This is a genomic window from Vibrio sp. QJM3NY_21 (assembly GCF_057785975.1).
The window spans coordinates 951,023-968,211 of the sequence record NZ_CM173514.1 but is presented as its reverse complement, the minus strand read 5'-3'; the positions used below and the strand labels follow the sequence as shown (position 1 = coordinate 968,211).

Annotated in this window: 14 protein-coding genes; 5 read left to right on the top strand and 9 right to left on the bottom strand. The window is 43.7% G+C overall.

Features of this window, described 5'->3' with window-relative positions:
- Positions 1 to 20: 20 nt before the first annotated feature.
- From gcvP to AC3CID_RS19985, 3 genes are all read right to left on the bottom strand, one after another.
- Positions 21 to 2,900 carry an aminomethyl-transferring glycine dehydrogenase gene (gcvP, locus tag AC3CID_RS19995; protein ID WP_171314469.1) on the bottom strand — a complete coding sequence of 960 codons (2,880 nt, stop codon included), beginning with the start codon at positions 2,898 to 2,900 and terminating at the stop codon, positions 21 to 23.
- A gap of 89 nt (positions 2,901 to 2,989) precedes the next feature.
- Entirely contained in the window at positions 2,990 to 3,370 is a 381-nt protein-coding gene (gene gcvH / locus AC3CID_RS19990) for a glycine cleavage system protein GcvH (RefSeq protein ID WP_017074376.1), read from the bottom strand.
- A gap of 51 nt (positions 3,371 to 3,421) precedes the next feature.
- Positions 3,422 to 4,714, bottom strand: a complete 1,293-nt coding sequence (locus AC3CID_RS19985; RefSeq protein WP_017079171.1) for a serine hydroxymethyltransferase — start codon at positions 4,712 to 4,714, stop codon at positions 3,422 to 3,424.
- A 441-nt stretch (positions 4,715 to 5,155) separates the two neighbouring features.
- Here AC3CID_RS19985 and AC3CID_RS19980 point away from each other — a divergent pair, with 441 nt between their 5' ends.
- The 3 genes from AC3CID_RS19980 to AC3CID_RS19970 all read left to right on the top strand — a co-directional run bounded on the left by AC3CID_RS19980 (position 5,156) and on the right by AC3CID_RS19970 (position 8,735).
- Positions 5,156 to 5,779 carry a helix-turn-helix domain-containing protein gene (locus tag AC3CID_RS19980; protein WP_017082298.1) on the top strand — a complete coding sequence of 208 codons (624 nt, stop codon included), beginning with the start codon at positions 5,156 to 5,158 and terminating at the stop codon, positions 5,777 to 5,779.
- A 494-nt stretch (positions 5,780 to 6,273) separates the two neighbouring features.
- On the top strand, positions 6,274 to 7,407 hold the full coding sequence (gcvT, locus tag AC3CID_RS19975) for a glycine cleavage system aminomethyltransferase GcvT (protein WP_029221995.1): 1,134 nt from the start codon (positions 6,274 to 6,276) through the stop codon (positions 7,405 to 7,407).
- 263 nt (positions 7,408 to 7,670) lie between these two features.
- Positions 7,671 to 8,735 (top strand): S1 family peptidase, encoded by a 1,065-nt coding sequence (locus AC3CID_RS19970; protein WP_171328530.1) that lies wholly within the window; start codon positions 7,671 to 7,673, stop codon positions 8,733 to 8,735.
- A gap of 100 nt (positions 8,736 to 8,835) precedes the next feature.
- On the opposite strand, the gene AC3CID_RS19965 is transcribed toward AC3CID_RS19970, so the two are convergent.
- Positions 8,836 to 9,162, bottom strand: a complete 327-nt coding sequence (locus AC3CID_RS19965; protein WP_054546918.1) for a hypothetical protein — start codon at positions 9,160 to 9,162, stop codon at positions 8,836 to 8,838.
- A gap of 201 nt (positions 9,163 to 9,363) precedes the next feature.
- On the opposite strand from AC3CID_RS19965, the gene AC3CID_RS19960 reads away from it, so the two are divergent.
- Positions 9,364 to 9,681 carry a helix-turn-helix transcriptional regulator gene (locus AC3CID_RS19960; protein WP_004730913.1) on the top strand — a complete coding sequence of 106 codons (318 nt, stop codon included), beginning with the start codon at positions 9,364 to 9,366 and terminating at the stop codon, positions 9,679 to 9,681.
- A 94-nt stretch (positions 9,682 to 9,775) separates the two neighbouring features.
- On the opposite strand, the gene arfB is transcribed toward AC3CID_RS19960, so the two are convergent.
- A complete protein-coding gene (gene arfB, locus AC3CID_RS19955) occupies positions 9,776 to 10,186 on the bottom strand; it encodes an alternative ribosome rescue aminoacyl-tRNA hydrolase ArfB (protein WP_004730912.1) in 411 nt (136 codons plus the stop codon).
- Between the two features lie 87 nt (positions 10,187 to 10,273).
- Between arfB and AC3CID_RS19950 the strand changes: the two genes are divergently transcribed.
- Positions 10,274 to 10,879, top strand: a complete 606-nt coding sequence (locus AC3CID_RS19950) for a beta-phosphoglucomutase family hydrolase (RefSeq protein ID WP_488527983.1) — start codon at positions 10,274 to 10,276, stop codon at positions 10,877 to 10,879.
- A gap of 36 nt (positions 10,880 to 10,915) precedes the next feature.
- Here AC3CID_RS19950 and AC3CID_RS19945 read toward each other — a convergent pair whose 3' ends face one another.
- The 4 genes from AC3CID_RS19945 to AC3CID_RS19930 form a co-directional block, all read right to left on the bottom strand.
- Positions 10,916 to 12,820, bottom strand: a complete 1,905-nt coding sequence (locus tag AC3CID_RS19945) for a sensor domain-containing diguanylate cyclase (protein ID WP_488527982.1) — start codon at positions 12,818 to 12,820, stop codon at positions 10,916 to 10,918.
- Between the two features lie 233 nt (positions 12,821 to 13,053).
- Positions 13,054 to 14,802 (bottom strand): formate--tetrahydrofolate ligase, encoded by a 1,749-nt coding sequence (locus AC3CID_RS19940; RefSeq protein ID WP_488527981.1) that lies wholly within the window; start codon positions 14,800 to 14,802, stop codon positions 13,054 to 13,056.
- Positions 14,803 to 15,095: 293 nt separating this feature from the next.
- Complete coding sequence (locus AC3CID_RS19935) at positions 15,096 to 16,400, bottom strand: inosine/guanosine kinase (RefSeq protein WP_054546914.1); 1,305 nt, start codon at positions 16,398 to 16,400, stop codon at positions 15,096 to 15,098.
- 132 nt (positions 16,401 to 16,532) lie between these two features.
- Positions 16,533 to 17,009: a CreA family protein gene (locus AC3CID_RS19930; protein WP_488527980.1), complete on the bottom strand. Its 477-nt coding sequence runs from the start codon at positions 17,007 to 17,009 to the stop codon at positions 16,533 to 16,535.
- Positions 17,010 to 17,189: the final 180 nt, after the last annotated feature.

The window sequence follows — 17,189 nt, the reverse complement described above, 5'->3', positions numbered from 1 at the left end:
TTATCTAAAATCTACAAAAATTAGTCTTCGTAGCTGTCGATGCTTGGGCAAGAACAGATTAGGTTACGGTCGCCGTATACGTTGTCTACACGGTTAACTGTTGGCCAGTACTTCGAGTTCTTCGTTGCTTTCGATGGGAAGCAAGCCAGTTCGCGAGAGTAAGGGCGATCCCATTCTGCGCCTGAAAGGTCAACTTGAGTGTGAGGTGCGTTCACTAGAGGGTTGTTGTCTAGTGGCCATTCACCGGCTTTCACTGCTGCCATTTCGTGACGGATTGCGATCATCGCTTCACAGAAACGGTCTAGCTCTTCTAAATCTTCTGATTCAGTTGGCTCAACCATTAGAGTGCCAGCTACTGGGAAAGACATAGTAGGCGCGTGGAAACCGAAGTCCATTAGACGCTTAGCAATATCTTCTTCGCTGATGCCTGTGTCTTCTTTAAGCGGACGAATATCGATAATACATTCGTGAGCTACGCGGCCGTTAGTGCCACGGTAAAGAACAGGGTAGTGAGGACGTAGTTTCTCCATCACGTAGTTCGCGTTTAGAATCGCAACTTTAGTCGCGTCCGTTAGGCCAGGTTCGCCCATCATTGCGATGTAAGCCCAAGAGATAGGTAGGATTGAAGCACTACCTAAATCTGCTGCTGATACCGCGTAGTCAGAACCTTGTACACCGTTTTCGATGTGACCCGGTAGGAAAGGTGCTAGGTGCGATTTAACACCGATAGGACCCATACCCGGACCGCCACCACCGTGTGGGATACAGAATGTTTTGTGTAGGTTCAAGTGAGATACGTCTGAACCGATGAAGCCAGGTGAAGTTAGACCTACTTGAGCGTTCATGTTCGCGCCGTCTAGGTAAACCTGACCACCCGCTGCGTGAACTTGTTCACACACTTCTTTCACTTGCTCTTCGTATACGCCGTGCGTAGAAGGGTAAGTGATCATGATGCTTGATAGGTTTTCTTTGTGCTTCTCGATTTTCGCTGCTAGGTCTGTCATGTCGATGTTGCCATCTTCATCACACTTAACAACCACTACCTTCATTGAAACCATTGATGCTGTAGCAGGGTTAGTACCGTGCGCAGAGCTTGGAATCAGACAAACGTTACGGTGAGCTTCACCGCGGCTTGCATGGTAACGTTGAATTGCGATTAGACCTGCGTATTCGCCAGATGCACCAGAGTTAGGCTGGAGTGAGAAATCGTCGTAACCAGTGATTTCACATAGCTTCTCTTTAAGATCTTTTGCTAGTGCCGTGTAACCAGCAGCTTGCTCTAGAGGTGCGAATGGGTGAATTGAACCAAACTCGGGCCATGTTACTGGGATCATCTCAGCAGCAGCGTTCAGCTTCATCGTACAGCTTCCCAGAGGGATCATGCCGTGCGTTAGTGAGAAGTCTTTGTTCTCAAGCTGTTTTAGGTAACGCATCATTTGCGTTTCGCTGTGGTGCGTATTGAATACTGGGTGAGTTAGGAACTCTGATTCACGACGGCAGTTTTCTGGAATTGCTGCAAACTCGTTTGATGCAATGTCAGAAGATAGTGCTTGAACGTCTTCTTTAACGTCGAAGATTGCGAACAGGGCATTCACGTCGTCGATTGTGGTTGTTTCATCTAAGCTGATACCGATTTTGCCAACAAGTCGACGAAGGTTGATGTCTGCTGCTTGCGCTTTCGCGTACAGTGCATCAGTCTTCTCTTCAGAGTTGATTGTGATGGTATCAAAGAAGCTGTTGTTCGTTAGCTCGTAACCCGCTTTAGTCAAGCCAGCCGCTAAGATAGCTGTCATATGGTGTGTACGACGAGCAATAGTACGTAGGCCTTCTGCGCCGTGGTAAACCGCGTAGAAAGACGCCATGTTTGCTAGAAGTGCTTGAGCTGTACAGATGTTCGATGTCGCTTTCTCGCGGCGGATGTGTTGCTCACGAGTTTGCATTGCCATACGTAGCGCTTGGTTACCGTGAGTATCGATAGATACACCGATTACACGACCTGGCATTGTACGCTTATGTTTTTCACGAGTACCCATGAATGCAGCGTGTGGACCACCGTAACCCATAGGAACGCCGAAACGTTGTGCTGAACCTATGACTACGTCTGCGCCCATTTCGCCCGCAGGCTTAAGTAGAGCAGAAGCAAGTAGGTCAGTAGCAACTGTTACCAGTGTTTTGTTAGCTTGAGCTTTCGCAATGATGTCTGTTAGGTCGCGAACTTCACCCGTTGTACTCGGGTATTGAAGAAGCGCACCAAATACGTCTTGCTCTGGAAGTGTTTCAAGAGCACCTACCATTACTTCAAAACCGATGTACTCAGCACGAGTTTTAACAACTTCTAGTGTTTGAGGGTGAACATCGTCAGCAACGAAGAATACTTTGCTCTTGCTTTTGCCAGCTCGCTTACACAGTGTCATAGCTTCGCCAGCCGCTGTCGCTTCATCAAGAAGGGATGCGTTCGCGATTTCCATACCTGTTAGGTCCATTACCATTTGTTGGTAATTGAGTAGAGCTTCAAGGCGACCTTGAGAAATCTCTGGTTGGTATGGTGTGTAAGCTGTGTACCAGCCTGGGTTCTCTAAAACGTTACGTAGAATAACGTTTGGAGTGAATGTGTTGTAGTAGCCTTGGCCTATGAAAGTACGTTTCACTTGGTTTAGGTTAGCGATCTCTTTAAGAGAGGTCAGCATGTCCATTTCGCTCAGAGGCGCAGCAAGTGTCATTGGTTTTTCAAGACGGATTTGTGCAGGAACCGTTTCGTCGATCAGTGCGTCTAAGCTAGTCGCGTTGATCGCTTCAAGCATTTTTTGCTGGTCTGCTTTATTAGGGCCGTTATGACGAGCAACAAACTCGTTTTGAGTACCCAAGTCTTTCAGTAATTGGCTTTGAAGTAATTCAGTCATGATATGTTCTACTTTCTCTCTGGAGCCGTGAGCTAGCCCCTAAAATTAAGCTGCTCACAAGAGCAGCTTTATCGTAATGAGGTTACCTATTAGTCTTCTTCTACAGAGCTTAGGTATTCTTCCGCATCTTTAAGGTTGTTTAGTTCAGACGCATCAGACATCTTCACTTTAACAATCCAACCACCTTCATAAGATTCTTCGTTAATTAACTCTGGGCTATCTTCTAATTCTTCGTTGATTTCTACGATTTCGCCAGAGATTGGTGCGTAGATATCAGAAGCTGCTTTCACTGACTCAACGAGAGAGAAGCTTTCGCCAGCTTCAATTTCGTCCCCAGTGTCAGGCAGGTCAACAAACACAACGTCACCTAGTAGCTCTTGAGCGTGCTCAGAAATACCGATAGTTACAGTACCGTCACCGTTGTCTTTTACCCACTCGTGGCTGTCTGCAAACTTTAGTGTATTGTCCATTGCTTATTCTCCAAAAATTTATGAGGTTTTAATTTAAATCTTAAAAACGGTTTAACGGTAAAGAGGGAAGCGCTTGCAAAGCTCTTTAACTTGCTTGCGAACACGTTGCTCAACTTCAGCATTGCCTTCAGGGCTTTCAACTAAGCCATCAAGTACATCGCCGATCCATTCACCGATAAGTTTGAATTCTTCAGTGCCAAAACCACGAGTGGTTCCAGCTGGCGTGCCTAAACGGATACCAGAAGTAATCATAGGCTTCTCTGTATCGAATGGTATGCCATTTTTGTTACATGTGATCCCAGCACGCTCTAACGCTTCTTCTGTTACGTTACCTTTCAAGCCTTTAGGGCGAAGGTCAACCAGCATTAGGTGTGTGTCTGTTCCGCCTGTCACAATGTCACAACCGCGAGTTTGCAACACTTCAGCGAGAACTTTTGCGTTATCGATCACTGAATCAATATAAGTATTAAATTCTGGGCCAAGAGCTTCGCCAAACGCGACTGCTTTCGCTGCGATAACGTGCATTAGTGGGCCGCCTTGTAGGCCTGGGAACACTGCAGAGTTAATCTTTTTGTTGATGTCTTCGTGGTTAGTCAGAATCATGCCGCCGCGTGGGCCGCGAAGTGTTTTGTGCGTTGTTGTGGTTACAACGTGTGCGTGTGGTAGTGGGCTCGGGTGAGCACCTGTCGCGATAAGACCCGCGATGTGTGCCATATCGACCATTAGGATAGCGCCAACTTCGTCAGCGATTTCACGGAACTTAGCGAAATCAATAACGCGTGGGATAGCACTACCACCAGCAATAATCATTTTAGGTTGGCTTTCGATAGCTAAAGTACGAACTGCTTCGTAATCGATTTCTAGAGTATCGCGGTCTACGCCATATTGAACGGCATTGAACCATTTACCAGACATTGCAGGGCGTGCACCGTGTGTAAGGTGACCACCAGCGTCAAGAGACATACCCAAAATAGTGTCGCCAGGTTGAAGCAGAGCAAGTTTAACTGCACCGTTTGCTTGAGCGCCTGAGTGAGGCTGTACGTTTACGTATTCGCATTTGAATAGTTGCTTCGCACGTTCAATCGCAATCGCTTCAACTGTATCTACATGTTCACAACCACCGTAGTAACGGCGGCCTGGGTAGCCTTCTGCGTATTTGTTTGTTAGGCAAGTGCCTTGAGCTTGCATTACTGCTTTAGAAACGATGTTCTCAGAAGCAATAAGTTCGATTTGTTCATTTTGACGAGTGTTCTCTGCTTGGATGCCAGCAAATACTGCGTCGTCAGTACCAGATAGGTTCGTAGTGAAAAAACTGTCTAAGCTATGGTTTTGGTAAGCGTTCATTGTCGAGACCTTTCATTAAGCTAATGGTGATTATTTTTATAGTCCATTAGGTCTTACGTTGATTTCTGCATCGGTATCGTTTGCGCTATATAGGTATAGATAAACGTGAATTGCGTTATAAATATACTCTTACAGCGTCTAAGCGATCGTTGTAGGGTCAATGCAGCACGAATTGTTTCCCAAAAAGTTCGGGTAAAAAACAGCTCTTACAAATGTTAAATCTATCATTTGCTGCAAGCTGAAGTAGCATCTCTTCATCTAACAAGTCGATAACATAGCTCCGATAAAATCAATTTTCAACATAAATTTCCAATAGGAAACAACTTTTCTTGTTTTGCTACGGGGAGCACGCTTTATTTCTCTGTGTGCTCTTTAATCAACAAAGCGCTTCATGCAACAATGAAATTAATAGACAGGAAGCAAGAATTTAATGAGGGACCTATGTCAGAAGACATTTATGATGAGTACCCATCTTTAACGTTGGCGAAGGAAACGTTAGACCAGAATATCGAACCACTTAGGCTTGGCCAGCGCATTAAAGATATCCGCGGCAAGCTTGGGATTACGTTAGAAGAAGCGAGCCAACGTACTGGTTTAGCTCGCTCTACGCTCAGCAAAATTGAGAACGAGCAAATCTCTCCAACCTTCCAAGCGATGCAAAAGCTAGCGATGGGCTTACAAATAAATATGCCCCAACTGTTTGAGCCACCAAGGAAAAAGGTCGCAACAGGGCGTCGTGACTTAACTAAGGCCGGTCAAGGTAAACCTCACCCAACCCCAACGTACGAGCATGAACTGCTTGCAACAGAGCTGTCTAATAAGAAGATGATGCCCTTTAAGAGTCGCGTGAGAGCGCGTACTTTTGAAGAGTATAACGATTGGGTACGTCACGACGGTGAAGAGTTTTTGATGATCATCTCTGGTGATGTGATGTTCTACTCAGAATTCTATGAACCTGTGCCAATGAGTGAAGGTGATAGCATGTATTACGATGCCAATATGGGTCACATGCTTATCTCGACCAGCGCAGAAGATGCGCTCATTTTGTGGGTGACAGCAAAATAAATTAACAAAGTTGGAATTTCTTATAGTGAATACAACCGTTTGCTATTATTTCTAACGTGAGCCAACAGACGCGATATTGATGTGATAATCATCAATATCGCGTTTTTGTATACATCGAAAAATTGTTTTTAAATTGTTAAATGTCACATTTTGAACTGTTTTACTATTGTTAAGGGTGTAAAACTGACTCAGGCTTGTTTATTATAGTGAACACGGTTTACTCATGTTGATTGAAGTTTACTGAAGTAAATTCTTAGAAAGTGACTTGTAGAGCTTTTGTACAGCTAACCTGATTTATCAAGCTAACGATATAAGCCTATATAAAAGACATCACTTTTTACTATCTACTGTTTCTAAGGTTAAGACGTCAAGGTGACTAACGCGAATACGCTGAGGTGACTAATGATGAGACTTATCGTTAGAGACGACTCTAAATAGAGATATAAGCGGCAGACTCGACTTTGGAAAGCCTGCAACGCTTCATGGAGAAGAAAATGACTCAAGAACACGCTAATCAAGACCTACTAACAACACCACTACATGCACTTCATGTTGAAGAGGGTGCAAAAATGGTTCCTTTCGCTGGCTACGATATGCCAGTTCAGTATCCACTAGGTGTAAAGAAAGAGCACTTACACACTCGTGATGCTGCCGGTCTTTTTGATGTTTCTCACATGGGGCAACTTCGTCTTCATGGCGCAAACGCAGCAGCTGTCTTAGAATCTTTGGTTCCTGTAGATATTATTGACCTTCCTTCTGGTAAGCAGCGCTATGCGTTCTTTACCAACGAGCAGGGCGGCATTATGGATGACCTTATGGTGGCTAACCTAGGCGATCACCTGTTTGTTGTTGTGAACGCGGCTTGTAAAACACAAGATATCGACCACCTAACTGCGCACCTTCCAGCTGACGTAGAAATGGAAGTGATTGATGATCGCGCTCTATTAGCACTTCAAGGCCCTAAAGCGTCTGAAGTTCTTGCTCGTTTCCAACCAAGTGTTGCAGACATGCTGTTCATGGACGTTCAAAAAGTCGATATTGACGGCGTAGAGTGCATCGTAAGCCGCAGTGGTTACACCGGTGAAGACGGCTACGAAATCTCAGTACCGAACGATCACGCTGAAGCACTTGCTCGTAAACTAACATCAGAAGCAGAAGTAGAGTGGATTGGCCTTGGTGCTCGTGACTCACTTCGTCTTGAGTGTGGTCTATGTTTATACGGTCACGACCTAGACACAACAACTACTCCAGTTGAAGCTAGCCTTCTATGGGGTATTCAAAAAGTTCGTCGTACTGACGGTGAGCGTGCAGGCGGTTTCCCAGGCGCTGATATCATCCTTGAGCAAATCGCAACGAAAGATGTTCAACGTAAGCGTGTTGGTCTAGTTGGTCAAACTAAAGCACCAGTACGTGAAGGTGCTGAATTGTTCGATGCTGAAGACAACAAGATTGGCGTTGTAACAAGTGGTACTGCTGGCCCTAACGCAGGCAAGCCTGTTTCTATGGCTTACGTTCGCACTGACCTAGCGGTTATTGGCACTGAAGTATTCGCTGACGTTCGTGGCAAGAAGCTACCAATGACAGTAGAAAAAATGCCTTTCGTACCTCAGCGTTACTACCGTGGCTAATCTCTTTTAAGAGAAACCACTAAGCTAAATCAAAGCCTATTGTTTACCTCTTTATACTAAGATGTTTGACGGTAGGCTTTTTTGTTTTTCGCAACGTATAAAACTTAAGATGATGAGCTGAGGTAAGTTGTTTATAAATTCGTTTATAAAATGAGATATGTGGCTATATCGTTACAATTACTTACTATACTCAGGGTTATGCCGTGTTATGGTGCCACACATCATTTTTATAAATAAGTCGTAGTGGTTACAAGGAGTTGACTATGAATGTGAACTATACAGTGAGTCCGGTTCGTAAAGCCGTTTTAGTGCTATTGGCACCGTTCATTTATACATCTAGTGTATTGGCGACGGAAAACACGGCTGAGATCAATCCTGATATTGGTGTCACTCCTTATATTGTGAATGGTAGTAACGCTTCAGTAACGGAATTCCCTTCAATGGCTAGCTTGTTCATCGATCGAATAGATTATGATGGCGTGTATTCGACGGGCCCATACTGCGGAGCGACAATTTTAGATCCAACGCATATTTTAACGGCTGCACACTGTATTTATGGAGATGAAAACGCTCAGCTATTTACTGTCGTAGTCCCTCAACTACAAGACACTTCTCAATTCCCAAAAGGAAGCATTGAAAAAATCCGAGTCTCAGAGGTGTTCTATCCTAGCGATTATTCTAATAGCTTGAATGTTTTGTTACGTAATGACGTAGCCATTTTAAAACTTGAAAGTGCACTCAATGTCGATTCAATTAATGATATTGTTAAACGACCAATTTCTGAGGGCTATCGTAGTTCTTTAGAGACGTTTACTGCTGTGGGTCACGGTGATACACGTTCTGGTTTTGACGGTACTACCTTGCTACAAAAATCCGATCTTAATTATGTAGATAACGCGACTTGTGCAACGGCCGATTTTATTGATGATGCAGCTTTAACTAACAAACAGATCTGCTTTAACGGCAACTACAGCTCATCTACCGGACTATTCAATGGTACGTGCCAAGGTGATTCAGGTGGTCCAGTGTACTGGAGAGATGGTGTTGACTATAGGCAGGTTGGAATCACTAGCTTCGGTCCAGGCACATGTGGTGGCACCTCCACCATAACTTCTGTGTTCACAGAAATCTATGACTATAGAAATTGGATTGACAGTGTTATTGCTGGTACTGAAACCGCTAAGTTTGTTTCTACTGATGCTAAGCGAACAGCTTATGTGAATGCACGTACATCGACTGGCTCTGGTAGCAGTGGTGGTAGTGTTTCATTTGGTTTGCTAGGCATGCTGATGTTGTTCGCGGGTCTTAGAAAAGCCGTGTTACGTTAGAACTTCAATGTTTTGAACAAGTCGACGCTGTATCTAACGATAGCGTCGACTTTTTTATGTCTGCAGGTTTAGCTGTTTAGTCATTTACCCGCTTAGTTGCTTAGTTAGTCAGTTCTACAAACGTTTTTCGGCTGTACCTTTCTAGAATCTCATCCATCTCTTTTATTGCATCATTGATGCTTTTGATACCAGCTTGCGCGACATCTTTTTCATTTTGGTTCAACGCAGAAAAAGCCTGTCTTAATTCCTTGTCTTCCAACATGTTCCCGTGCAACAACACTTCTTTGTAAGTGAGTAGCCTATGCTGTACCGCGATAATTTGATTGCGGGTATTTTCTGATTCTAATGCGTGCTTGATGCAAGGAAATGCCAATGTATAGCGATTCGCAATTTCCAATTTGACGCCTTCATTATTCGCAATTTGCAATTTTTCTTATTTCCCAACACTTGAATATTCAAGTTTACTAGCCAGTACGCTCACGACCGATCTAAGTGTCAAAGTTTATGAAACGTAACGTTTTTTAATAATCGAATAATATGCCTTTAATGGCGTATGTAAACCGTTGCGAGTCAATATGGTCTGCTTCTTGCTGAAATTAGGTCATAACTGTCTATTGAGGATAAGCTTATGTCACAAGAACCCATAATCATGGCGCTGATTGATCGTAGGAAGCTCGCCAATTTGTCCCAGGAAAAATTAGCCTCAAGTGCGGGAATGAGTTTAAAAACCTATCAACGAATCGAACGTGGTGAAGCTGATATCAAAATGTCTCAGTATCGTTCGCTCACGAGGACGTTGAAAGTTACCGATTTGGATGTGGTACTGGATGTCGTTGGCGCATCACAAGCGACGGCGGAAGACGTAGCGGCGGTCAGTCGTTTACTGACCAGCGAAGAGCGCATGTTGTTAATCAAGCTGATTTTGTCGGTTAAAAAACAGCAGTAGAGTTTTGTTCTACTAGGTATCGTCTTTTTATCTAAATAAATAGACTTAGAGCGGTTGTTTCATGGGTGGTGTGTTCACTGATGACATGAAACAATTATTCTACTCTTCCACGCAGTTGCTTGGTGGTGCTTCTTTGTTTCTTTCCTTCTAAACGTCTTTTCTGAGAGCCACGCGTCGGCTTAGTTGCTCGTCTTACTTTTTGAACTTTTGTTGCTTCCAAGATCAGTTCTTTCAAACGTACCAAAGCATCATCACGGTTTTGTTCTTGAGTTCTATACTGCTGCGCCTTAATGATAATCACACCATCTTTAGTAATGCGGCTATCTTTGTGTGCAAGCAGTTTCTCTTTATAGAAATCTGGTAGGGTGGAGTGCTTGATGTCAAAACGCAAATGTATCGCACTTGATACTTTATTGACGTTTTGGCCGCCTGCTCCTTGTGCTCTGATCGCAGTTAACTGGAGTTCCCAGTCTTGAATCGAAACAGAGTTAGATATTTGTAACATAAACATCCATTTTGAACGGTAATATGGGGTCATGATACTGAATATTGGTTATGGTATCAGTAACTTTCTCAAAGAGTGGTAGTAGTGATGAAAATAGATTTAACGGCATATGATGGATTAATCTTTGATATGGATGGTACGTTGATCGATACAATGCCAGCACATGTAAAGGCGTGGCAGCAAACGGCTGAAGAATTCGGTTTTCATTTTGAAGCGTCTTGGCTGCATAGCTTAGGTGGCATGCCGAGTTATAAGATCGCCAGTGAAGTGAACAGTAAGTACGGTTTATCGCTCGACCCACAAGCGGTTTCTACGTTTAAGATGGCGTCGTTTGCTGCGATTGAAGACAAAGGAGATATTATCCCTTGTACTCACTCTCTGCTGTTACAGCATCTGGGTAATAAGAAGATTGCAGTAGGAACGGGTAGTCAACGTAAAAGTGCCGAACAGTTGTTGGACAAAACAGACATTTTGAGCAAGCTGGATATCCTAGTGACAGCAACAGATGTTAAGAATCACAAACCCAATCCAGATACCTTCTTAGATGCGTGTTTTGGTATGGGATTACAGCCAAAGCAGTGTGTTGTGTTTGAAGATACGAACTTAGGTAAGCAAGCTGCTCATGCTGCGAACATGGATTGTATTCTGGTGGTAGAAGGGAACAAGTTAGAGTTTTATCCGGCCCCAAGTTGATCGAGAGCCTAACAAGAGTGCTTGTACTATCTTTTGTTAGGCTATTTCACTCATTTCTTTGTCTAGGAATAAGCATACATTGTTTCTACCTGCCGCTTTAGCTTCGTATAACGCTAAATCAGCGCACTTGTAGTTCAGCGCTGGATCATTGGTGACGTTAGTAATGCCGCCACTCACAGTGACTACGTTATCGAGTTCAAGGCTGACAGCAATCCTCAGCCTGTTGAGAACGTATTCAGCTTCTTCTGTTGTGGTGTGAGGCAGAATAACACCAAACTCTTCGCCACCAATGCGAGCAACAAAATCGGTCTCACGGCATTCACGCTGAAGCACTTGAGCGACTGTTTGAATGACTCGATCACCGTAATCGTGTCCAAATCTGTCGTTAATGCGTTTGAAGTAGTCAATATCCAAGATAGCTAAGCAAGATTGCTCGCGAGTAGGGTAACGATTAACACGAGAACATTCGTCGCGAAGTTCAAGGTCAAATTTTCTTCGATTCCAGCAACCGGCTAATGCGTCCTTTTCACTTAGATTTCTGAGCTTTTTCTCGAGTTCTTTGTGCTTACTAATATCGACAAAAGAAGCGACGTAAAACTGAATCACATCTTTCGAATCTTTGATGGTTTGGATTCGTAGTATTTCGGTAATCAATGAACCGTCTTTGCGACGATTTATCACTTCTCCCTCCCACATGCCTTTCTTCTGGATTACGCTCCACATCTTGATGTAGAACTCCTGATTATAGCGCCCAGAGGCAAACATCGATGGTTGTCGACCTTTTACTTCTTCCAGTTCGTAGCCACTGACTCGAGTAAATTCTTGGTTAACTTTAATGATTCGGTTATTTCTGTCGGTAATGACCAGTGCAGACATACCGTTCATTGCTGCTTTGGCCAGTTGGCTATCTATGCTGTTCTTTTTATGGTTACTGTTCCACAAAACAAAACCAGCAGAGATCATAGAAATTAGGAAAGATAAGGTGATGACCTGCACGAATATAGCTTGTTTTTCTTGTAGGTACTGGCTGCTGAACAGTTGGTTTTCAACATGAAGAACTAAATAAATTGGTCCTTCAAATTGCTTTATTTTAGGGCTGATATCTGAGTGGAAATACCAGTTTTTACCATCAAAGTAGCTAGAAGAGGTATTTTCTTGAATGGCTTTCCAAAGTTCCGGGTAAAGCTTCGCGTAGGTTTTATCTGAACGAGATTCAATAAGATGCCCAAACGATTCTTCGATATCCGGGCCCATGATGACATGGCCGGTCCTGTTAAGAATGACAGGGACGGCGGATGATGTACCGATTTGATAAAGAAGACGGTCGTAGACCTCGAGCATATTCAAGTTAGCGATAAAGTAGCCAATAATACGATCTTCTGATGCGACAGGGGTCATTATCCTTAGGGCTGGTATCAAAGGATGGACAACTTCACCATTTTCAATCTCTAAATCGATACCGTTGGAGCTGACGTCTCCAATTTTTAATTGTTGAAGCGTTTTAAAGTAACCACGAGCCGACTTATCTTGAAGCTTATTAACTGGAACTATCGTCGCGTTATTGTTGTTGTAGTTAATGCGGTAAACCTCATTACCTTCTAAGTCGAGGTAGCGAAGTTGAGAATAATATTGTTGTCCGCGCGCTAACATCACCCATAGATCTTCTAGCGCTTCTTTATGAACAATCGAAGGTTCTTCGATCGCACGCAGTAGTGTTTGAGAATTTGCAATAGAAGGCACGGAGTTGGAGATTTGCTCAACAATTATTGCGAGCTCATGAAAGCTGTATTCAATTTGATTTTGGCTGGATTGCTTAATATTTAACGTGTGTTGGGCTTCGACCCGGTCAAATTCAGAGTTGATGTAAAGGGCAGGGACTAATCCTAGGGCAAATATGGTGCATAGAAATTGGCTGATTAGTTTTTTTATACTCGTATTCATCACTGTCCTCAAAGAATCAGCGCAATACTATATATTTTATAGGGTTTTTAATGTGATCTTTACCCAGAACTTAGAACAAGATCTGCATATTATTACGGTTTTAGTGCAACTTTTTGCAATTGGAGTTGCGAAACGAGCAGTAATGTCGTTATGGAATCATTGCTCGTTTAAGTACACTTAGTTCAGTTGTGGTTAATAATTTCGTTGAACAAAAGGTATTACGTTAACTTTACCTAGCTTAATCCGATAATATTGCCATTATTATCAATATCTAATGACATGAAAGCCGGTTTGTCAGGTAAGCCTGGCATGGTCATTACGTTGCCGCACAAAGCGTAGATGAAGCCGGCACCAGCACACAGTTTTAACTCTCTAACGGGTACGTCAAACTGAGTGGGTGCACCCTTTATTTGAGCTTCTGTTGAAATCGATAATGGCGTTTTTGCCAAACAAACCGATAGGTCGCTATAGCCGTGTTGGTTGAACTCAGTCAGTTGTTTTCTTGCCAGTGGTGATAGTGAAATACTTGCTGCGCCGTATCCGACTTCAGCGACTGCCATCAGTTTCTCTTCTAAGCTTTGCTCAGAGTAGTACAAAGGCTTAAATTTACTCTCTGTTTGGCATGCTTTTACCACGGCGTGAGCCAACTGAACTGCACCTTCACCACCTTGACCAAAGGCCTCACTTACTTCAACGCTGACACTTGGGTCAAAGTCGATGATCATTTGTTTCAAAGCATCGAGCTCTTGAGCTGAATCTTGTGGGAATCGATTGATCGCTACGACAGTAGGTACTTGGTATTGTTTAACGTTGTTGATATGCCATTTAAGGTTCTCAAAGCCTGCTGTGAGCGCGTCTTGATCGTCATTAAAGATTGAATCAGGTAATGGAGTACCCGGTCTCAAATCGTATAAACCAGAGTTGGCTTTTAATCCGCGTAATGTTGCGACAACTACGGCGCAATCGGGCTTCTTGTTCGACGCTTTCACCTTGATGTTACACGCCTTCTCAAAACCCATGTCTGAGCCGAAACCACCTTCAGTTACCACAAAGTCACTCAGCTTTAACGCTATCTTATCAGCAATAATAGATGAGTTACCGTGTGCGATGTTAGCGAAAGGCCCCGCGTGTATTAGAGTAGGAACGCCTTCAAGGGTTTGCATCAATGTTGGTTCAATAGAGTCCTTCATCGTTACTGTCATAGCGCCCGCGACGTTGAAGTCTTCTGCGGTTAATGGCGAACCTTGATTGTTGTATGCGAGTACCACACGGCCGATACGCTTGCGTAAATCTTGTAGATCATCGGCAAGAGCGAGAATAGCCATCAGCTCTGAAGCGGCTGAGATATCAAAACCGTCTTCGCGTTCAAGGCCATTAATTGTTTTGTCTGCTTCGTTTTTGCCTACTATGATCATGCGCAATGCGCGGTCATTGTGGTCGAGTACACGGCGCCACACGATTCTGCTTGGATCGATGTCTAATGATTTTAAGCCAGAGCGCGTTTCAAAGGCTTCTAATCCTTCACGCTGCTCATGATACAAGCGTGCATCAATGGCTGCAGAGGCGAGGTTATGAGCCGCTGTCACGGCATGAATGTCACCAGTGAGGTGAAGGTTTAATTGCTCCATAGGGGCGACTTGAGAGTAACCACCGCCAGCAGCACCGCCTTTGACACCAAATACTGGGCCCATTGAAGGCTGGCGAATGCAGGCCATCGCAGATTGGTTAATCTTTGCGAGGCCTTGCGCTAAACCGATAGTAGTGACGGTTTTTCCTTCGCCAAGAGGCGTTGGTGTGATAGCAGTCACCACGACCAATTTACCATCTTGTTGGTTGGCGAGGCGTTCAAGTGATGTCAGAGACACTTTAGATTTGTATTGCCCTAATGGCTGATGTTCGTTGTGTTGCAGGCCAGCTTGTTTGGCAACTTCACTGATGTTTTTAAGGGGAGTAGAGCGACAAATATCAATATCAGACAGCATATTTGATCCTTATATCAGAACCGAAAGGTGGTACGTAAACGTTTGCGTGGCGATAGTACTGCATAAATTTGCCAAGTAAAGGCAAACCACACGAATTATGTGCTGGAAGATAACAGATCTAAAGAGTCATTGCGCGAGATCAAATGTTAAACGAGCAAAATATTCGATGTGACTACCTTCAGCTGCAGTTATATTAGTACTGAATACAAAAAGGGCTGCATATAGCAGCCTTTCAGGAATGGAAAATCTAGCTGGTCATCAACTTTGATGAGTTAACAACCTGGCATGGTTGATTATCGATCCCAGTATGTTTCTTCTAAGCTATCTTCGCGTTCTGGTAGTGCACGAGAAAGGCGAGGAGAGTGCTGAGTCAATACTTCGTAGCTTACGCGGTTTGCGTACTTACAAATTTGAGACAGTGACGAGTAAGTTAAGCACGCGTGCTCGTGTTTCTCTGAATTCGGTACGTTCACGTGATGGTAACTGTTCGCTGCCATGTCATGTAGAAGTGCCGAAAGCGCGCCATCACCAGCACCGTTTGTGTTTTTAATCTCAAGTGGGCCACCTAAGTAAGGGCCGATGTGAGAGTACACTTTGACTGGGTCTTTACAGTCTTGCTTACGCATCGCACGGCTGAATTCGTATTTGTTAAATTCAGGAATGTTACCCGGTAATAACGGTAGTGTGGTTTCGCGTTTCGCTGGCTCGTCAGTGTAGCCTGCCATGTATAAGCCGACAGGACCTGCAGTGCACAGAACTAGGTCAACCCACTCAAGCGCTTTGTTCGCCGCTAGCAAAGGATCTTTTTCACCCGTTAATGCTTCACCTTCATCTTCGTTCATTGCGACGATGGTTACGTTCTCTTTCAGGTATTCTTGCCACCATTCAGCGTTACCTTCGATCACGTACTTCGTACCAAGCGTCAGTACAACTGGCACATTGTGCGCTTTCGCGTATTCAATCGCTTTTTGTACCGCTTTTGGCATCGGATCTTCAGGCTTACCGCGCATTAAGTATGAAGACACAACCAATGCAGACGCTTTTTCAAAAATCTGTTCAGGAATACTTTCAGGGAGTAGTTGGTTCATGTGTCCTTCGTTGATCGCAAACGTACGTTCGCCATCTTCGGTAATGAGCGTGTAACAACGACCAATTGGACCATCAACGGTTTGTAGGTGGTTTAAGTTCATACGAGAAGAAGTGCGGCAAAGGTAGCGGTAACCAAATGAGCCAACTTCAATCTTCTTAGACATTACGCCAAGCAGGACAGATTTACTGTCTGCAAGTACGGAATAGTTGTGCAATGTATTGCCGATAGTATCGCCAGGGTATTGATGCGTGATCAAACCGCGTTGAACTAATTCTTCATACAGCGCATCTGCTTTACTTTCTTCCAATACTAGTGAGTGACCTTTACTCAGCTCGTATTTTTCTAGGAACGCGTTGTCAACACGGGCCTCGATATCAACAATAGTTTGACCCACACCGACAATTGTTGCGCGGTGAAGCTTAGGTGTTTGTTGAATTTGGTTGACCAACGGATCACGGGCGTGAGTTGGAAAGTAGTGCTTAGATTTACGCTGTCCAGGAAATTTCATATGACAAATACAGTGAAAAAATTTTGCCGCATGATATCACATTTTGTTTCTGTTTCTTTCATTTTTATTACATTTTGAATCACCTGCGCAATGTCTGTACAGGTGATTCAGCTTACTCTTGCTTCAGTGAGACTATTTGACTGGAACGAGTGTTGCCGGATCTACGTAAGCCTTTGTACCCCATAGCGGAACGGTTGAAAGGCTATGTTTGAAACTGCCTTCTGTTTCTTTGGTTGTGTAAGACAAGTAAAGCAGCGATTGATTCTCAGCATCGTAGATACGACGAACCTTCATCGTTTTAAAAAAGATACTTTTCGACTGCTTGAATACCACTTCACCTGATTTACTTTTGTCTATTTTAGCAATCATTTCTGGAGTGATTTCGCCCGTTTGACGACAAGAGATAGAGCTATCGCTTGGATCAGAAAGGCTAAGATTTGCTTCGATTGATGCAATGTGACAAGTCACACCTTCGATCTTATCATCATCTAAAGATGACATTTTGATATCCTTCATTGTGAAGAATCCTAAAGAGACGTCGCCAACCTCGTTGTCCGAACAGCCTGCCAACATTGTGATGATACCTGCTGCTATTAAGGCTTTTTTCATAAGAAGTCCTTTTTATTTATATAGTTCTGTTTACTATAAGGATATTGAAAGCTTGAATACGAGTGTAGAGCTTTTCACCGAGTTCTGAAAGGATGTTATGAGAGAATGAAAAATATGAAGCATTTAAAGTACTTGTTGGCGTTAGTCATGCTCTGTATCCTTTCTGCATGTAGCTCGGCA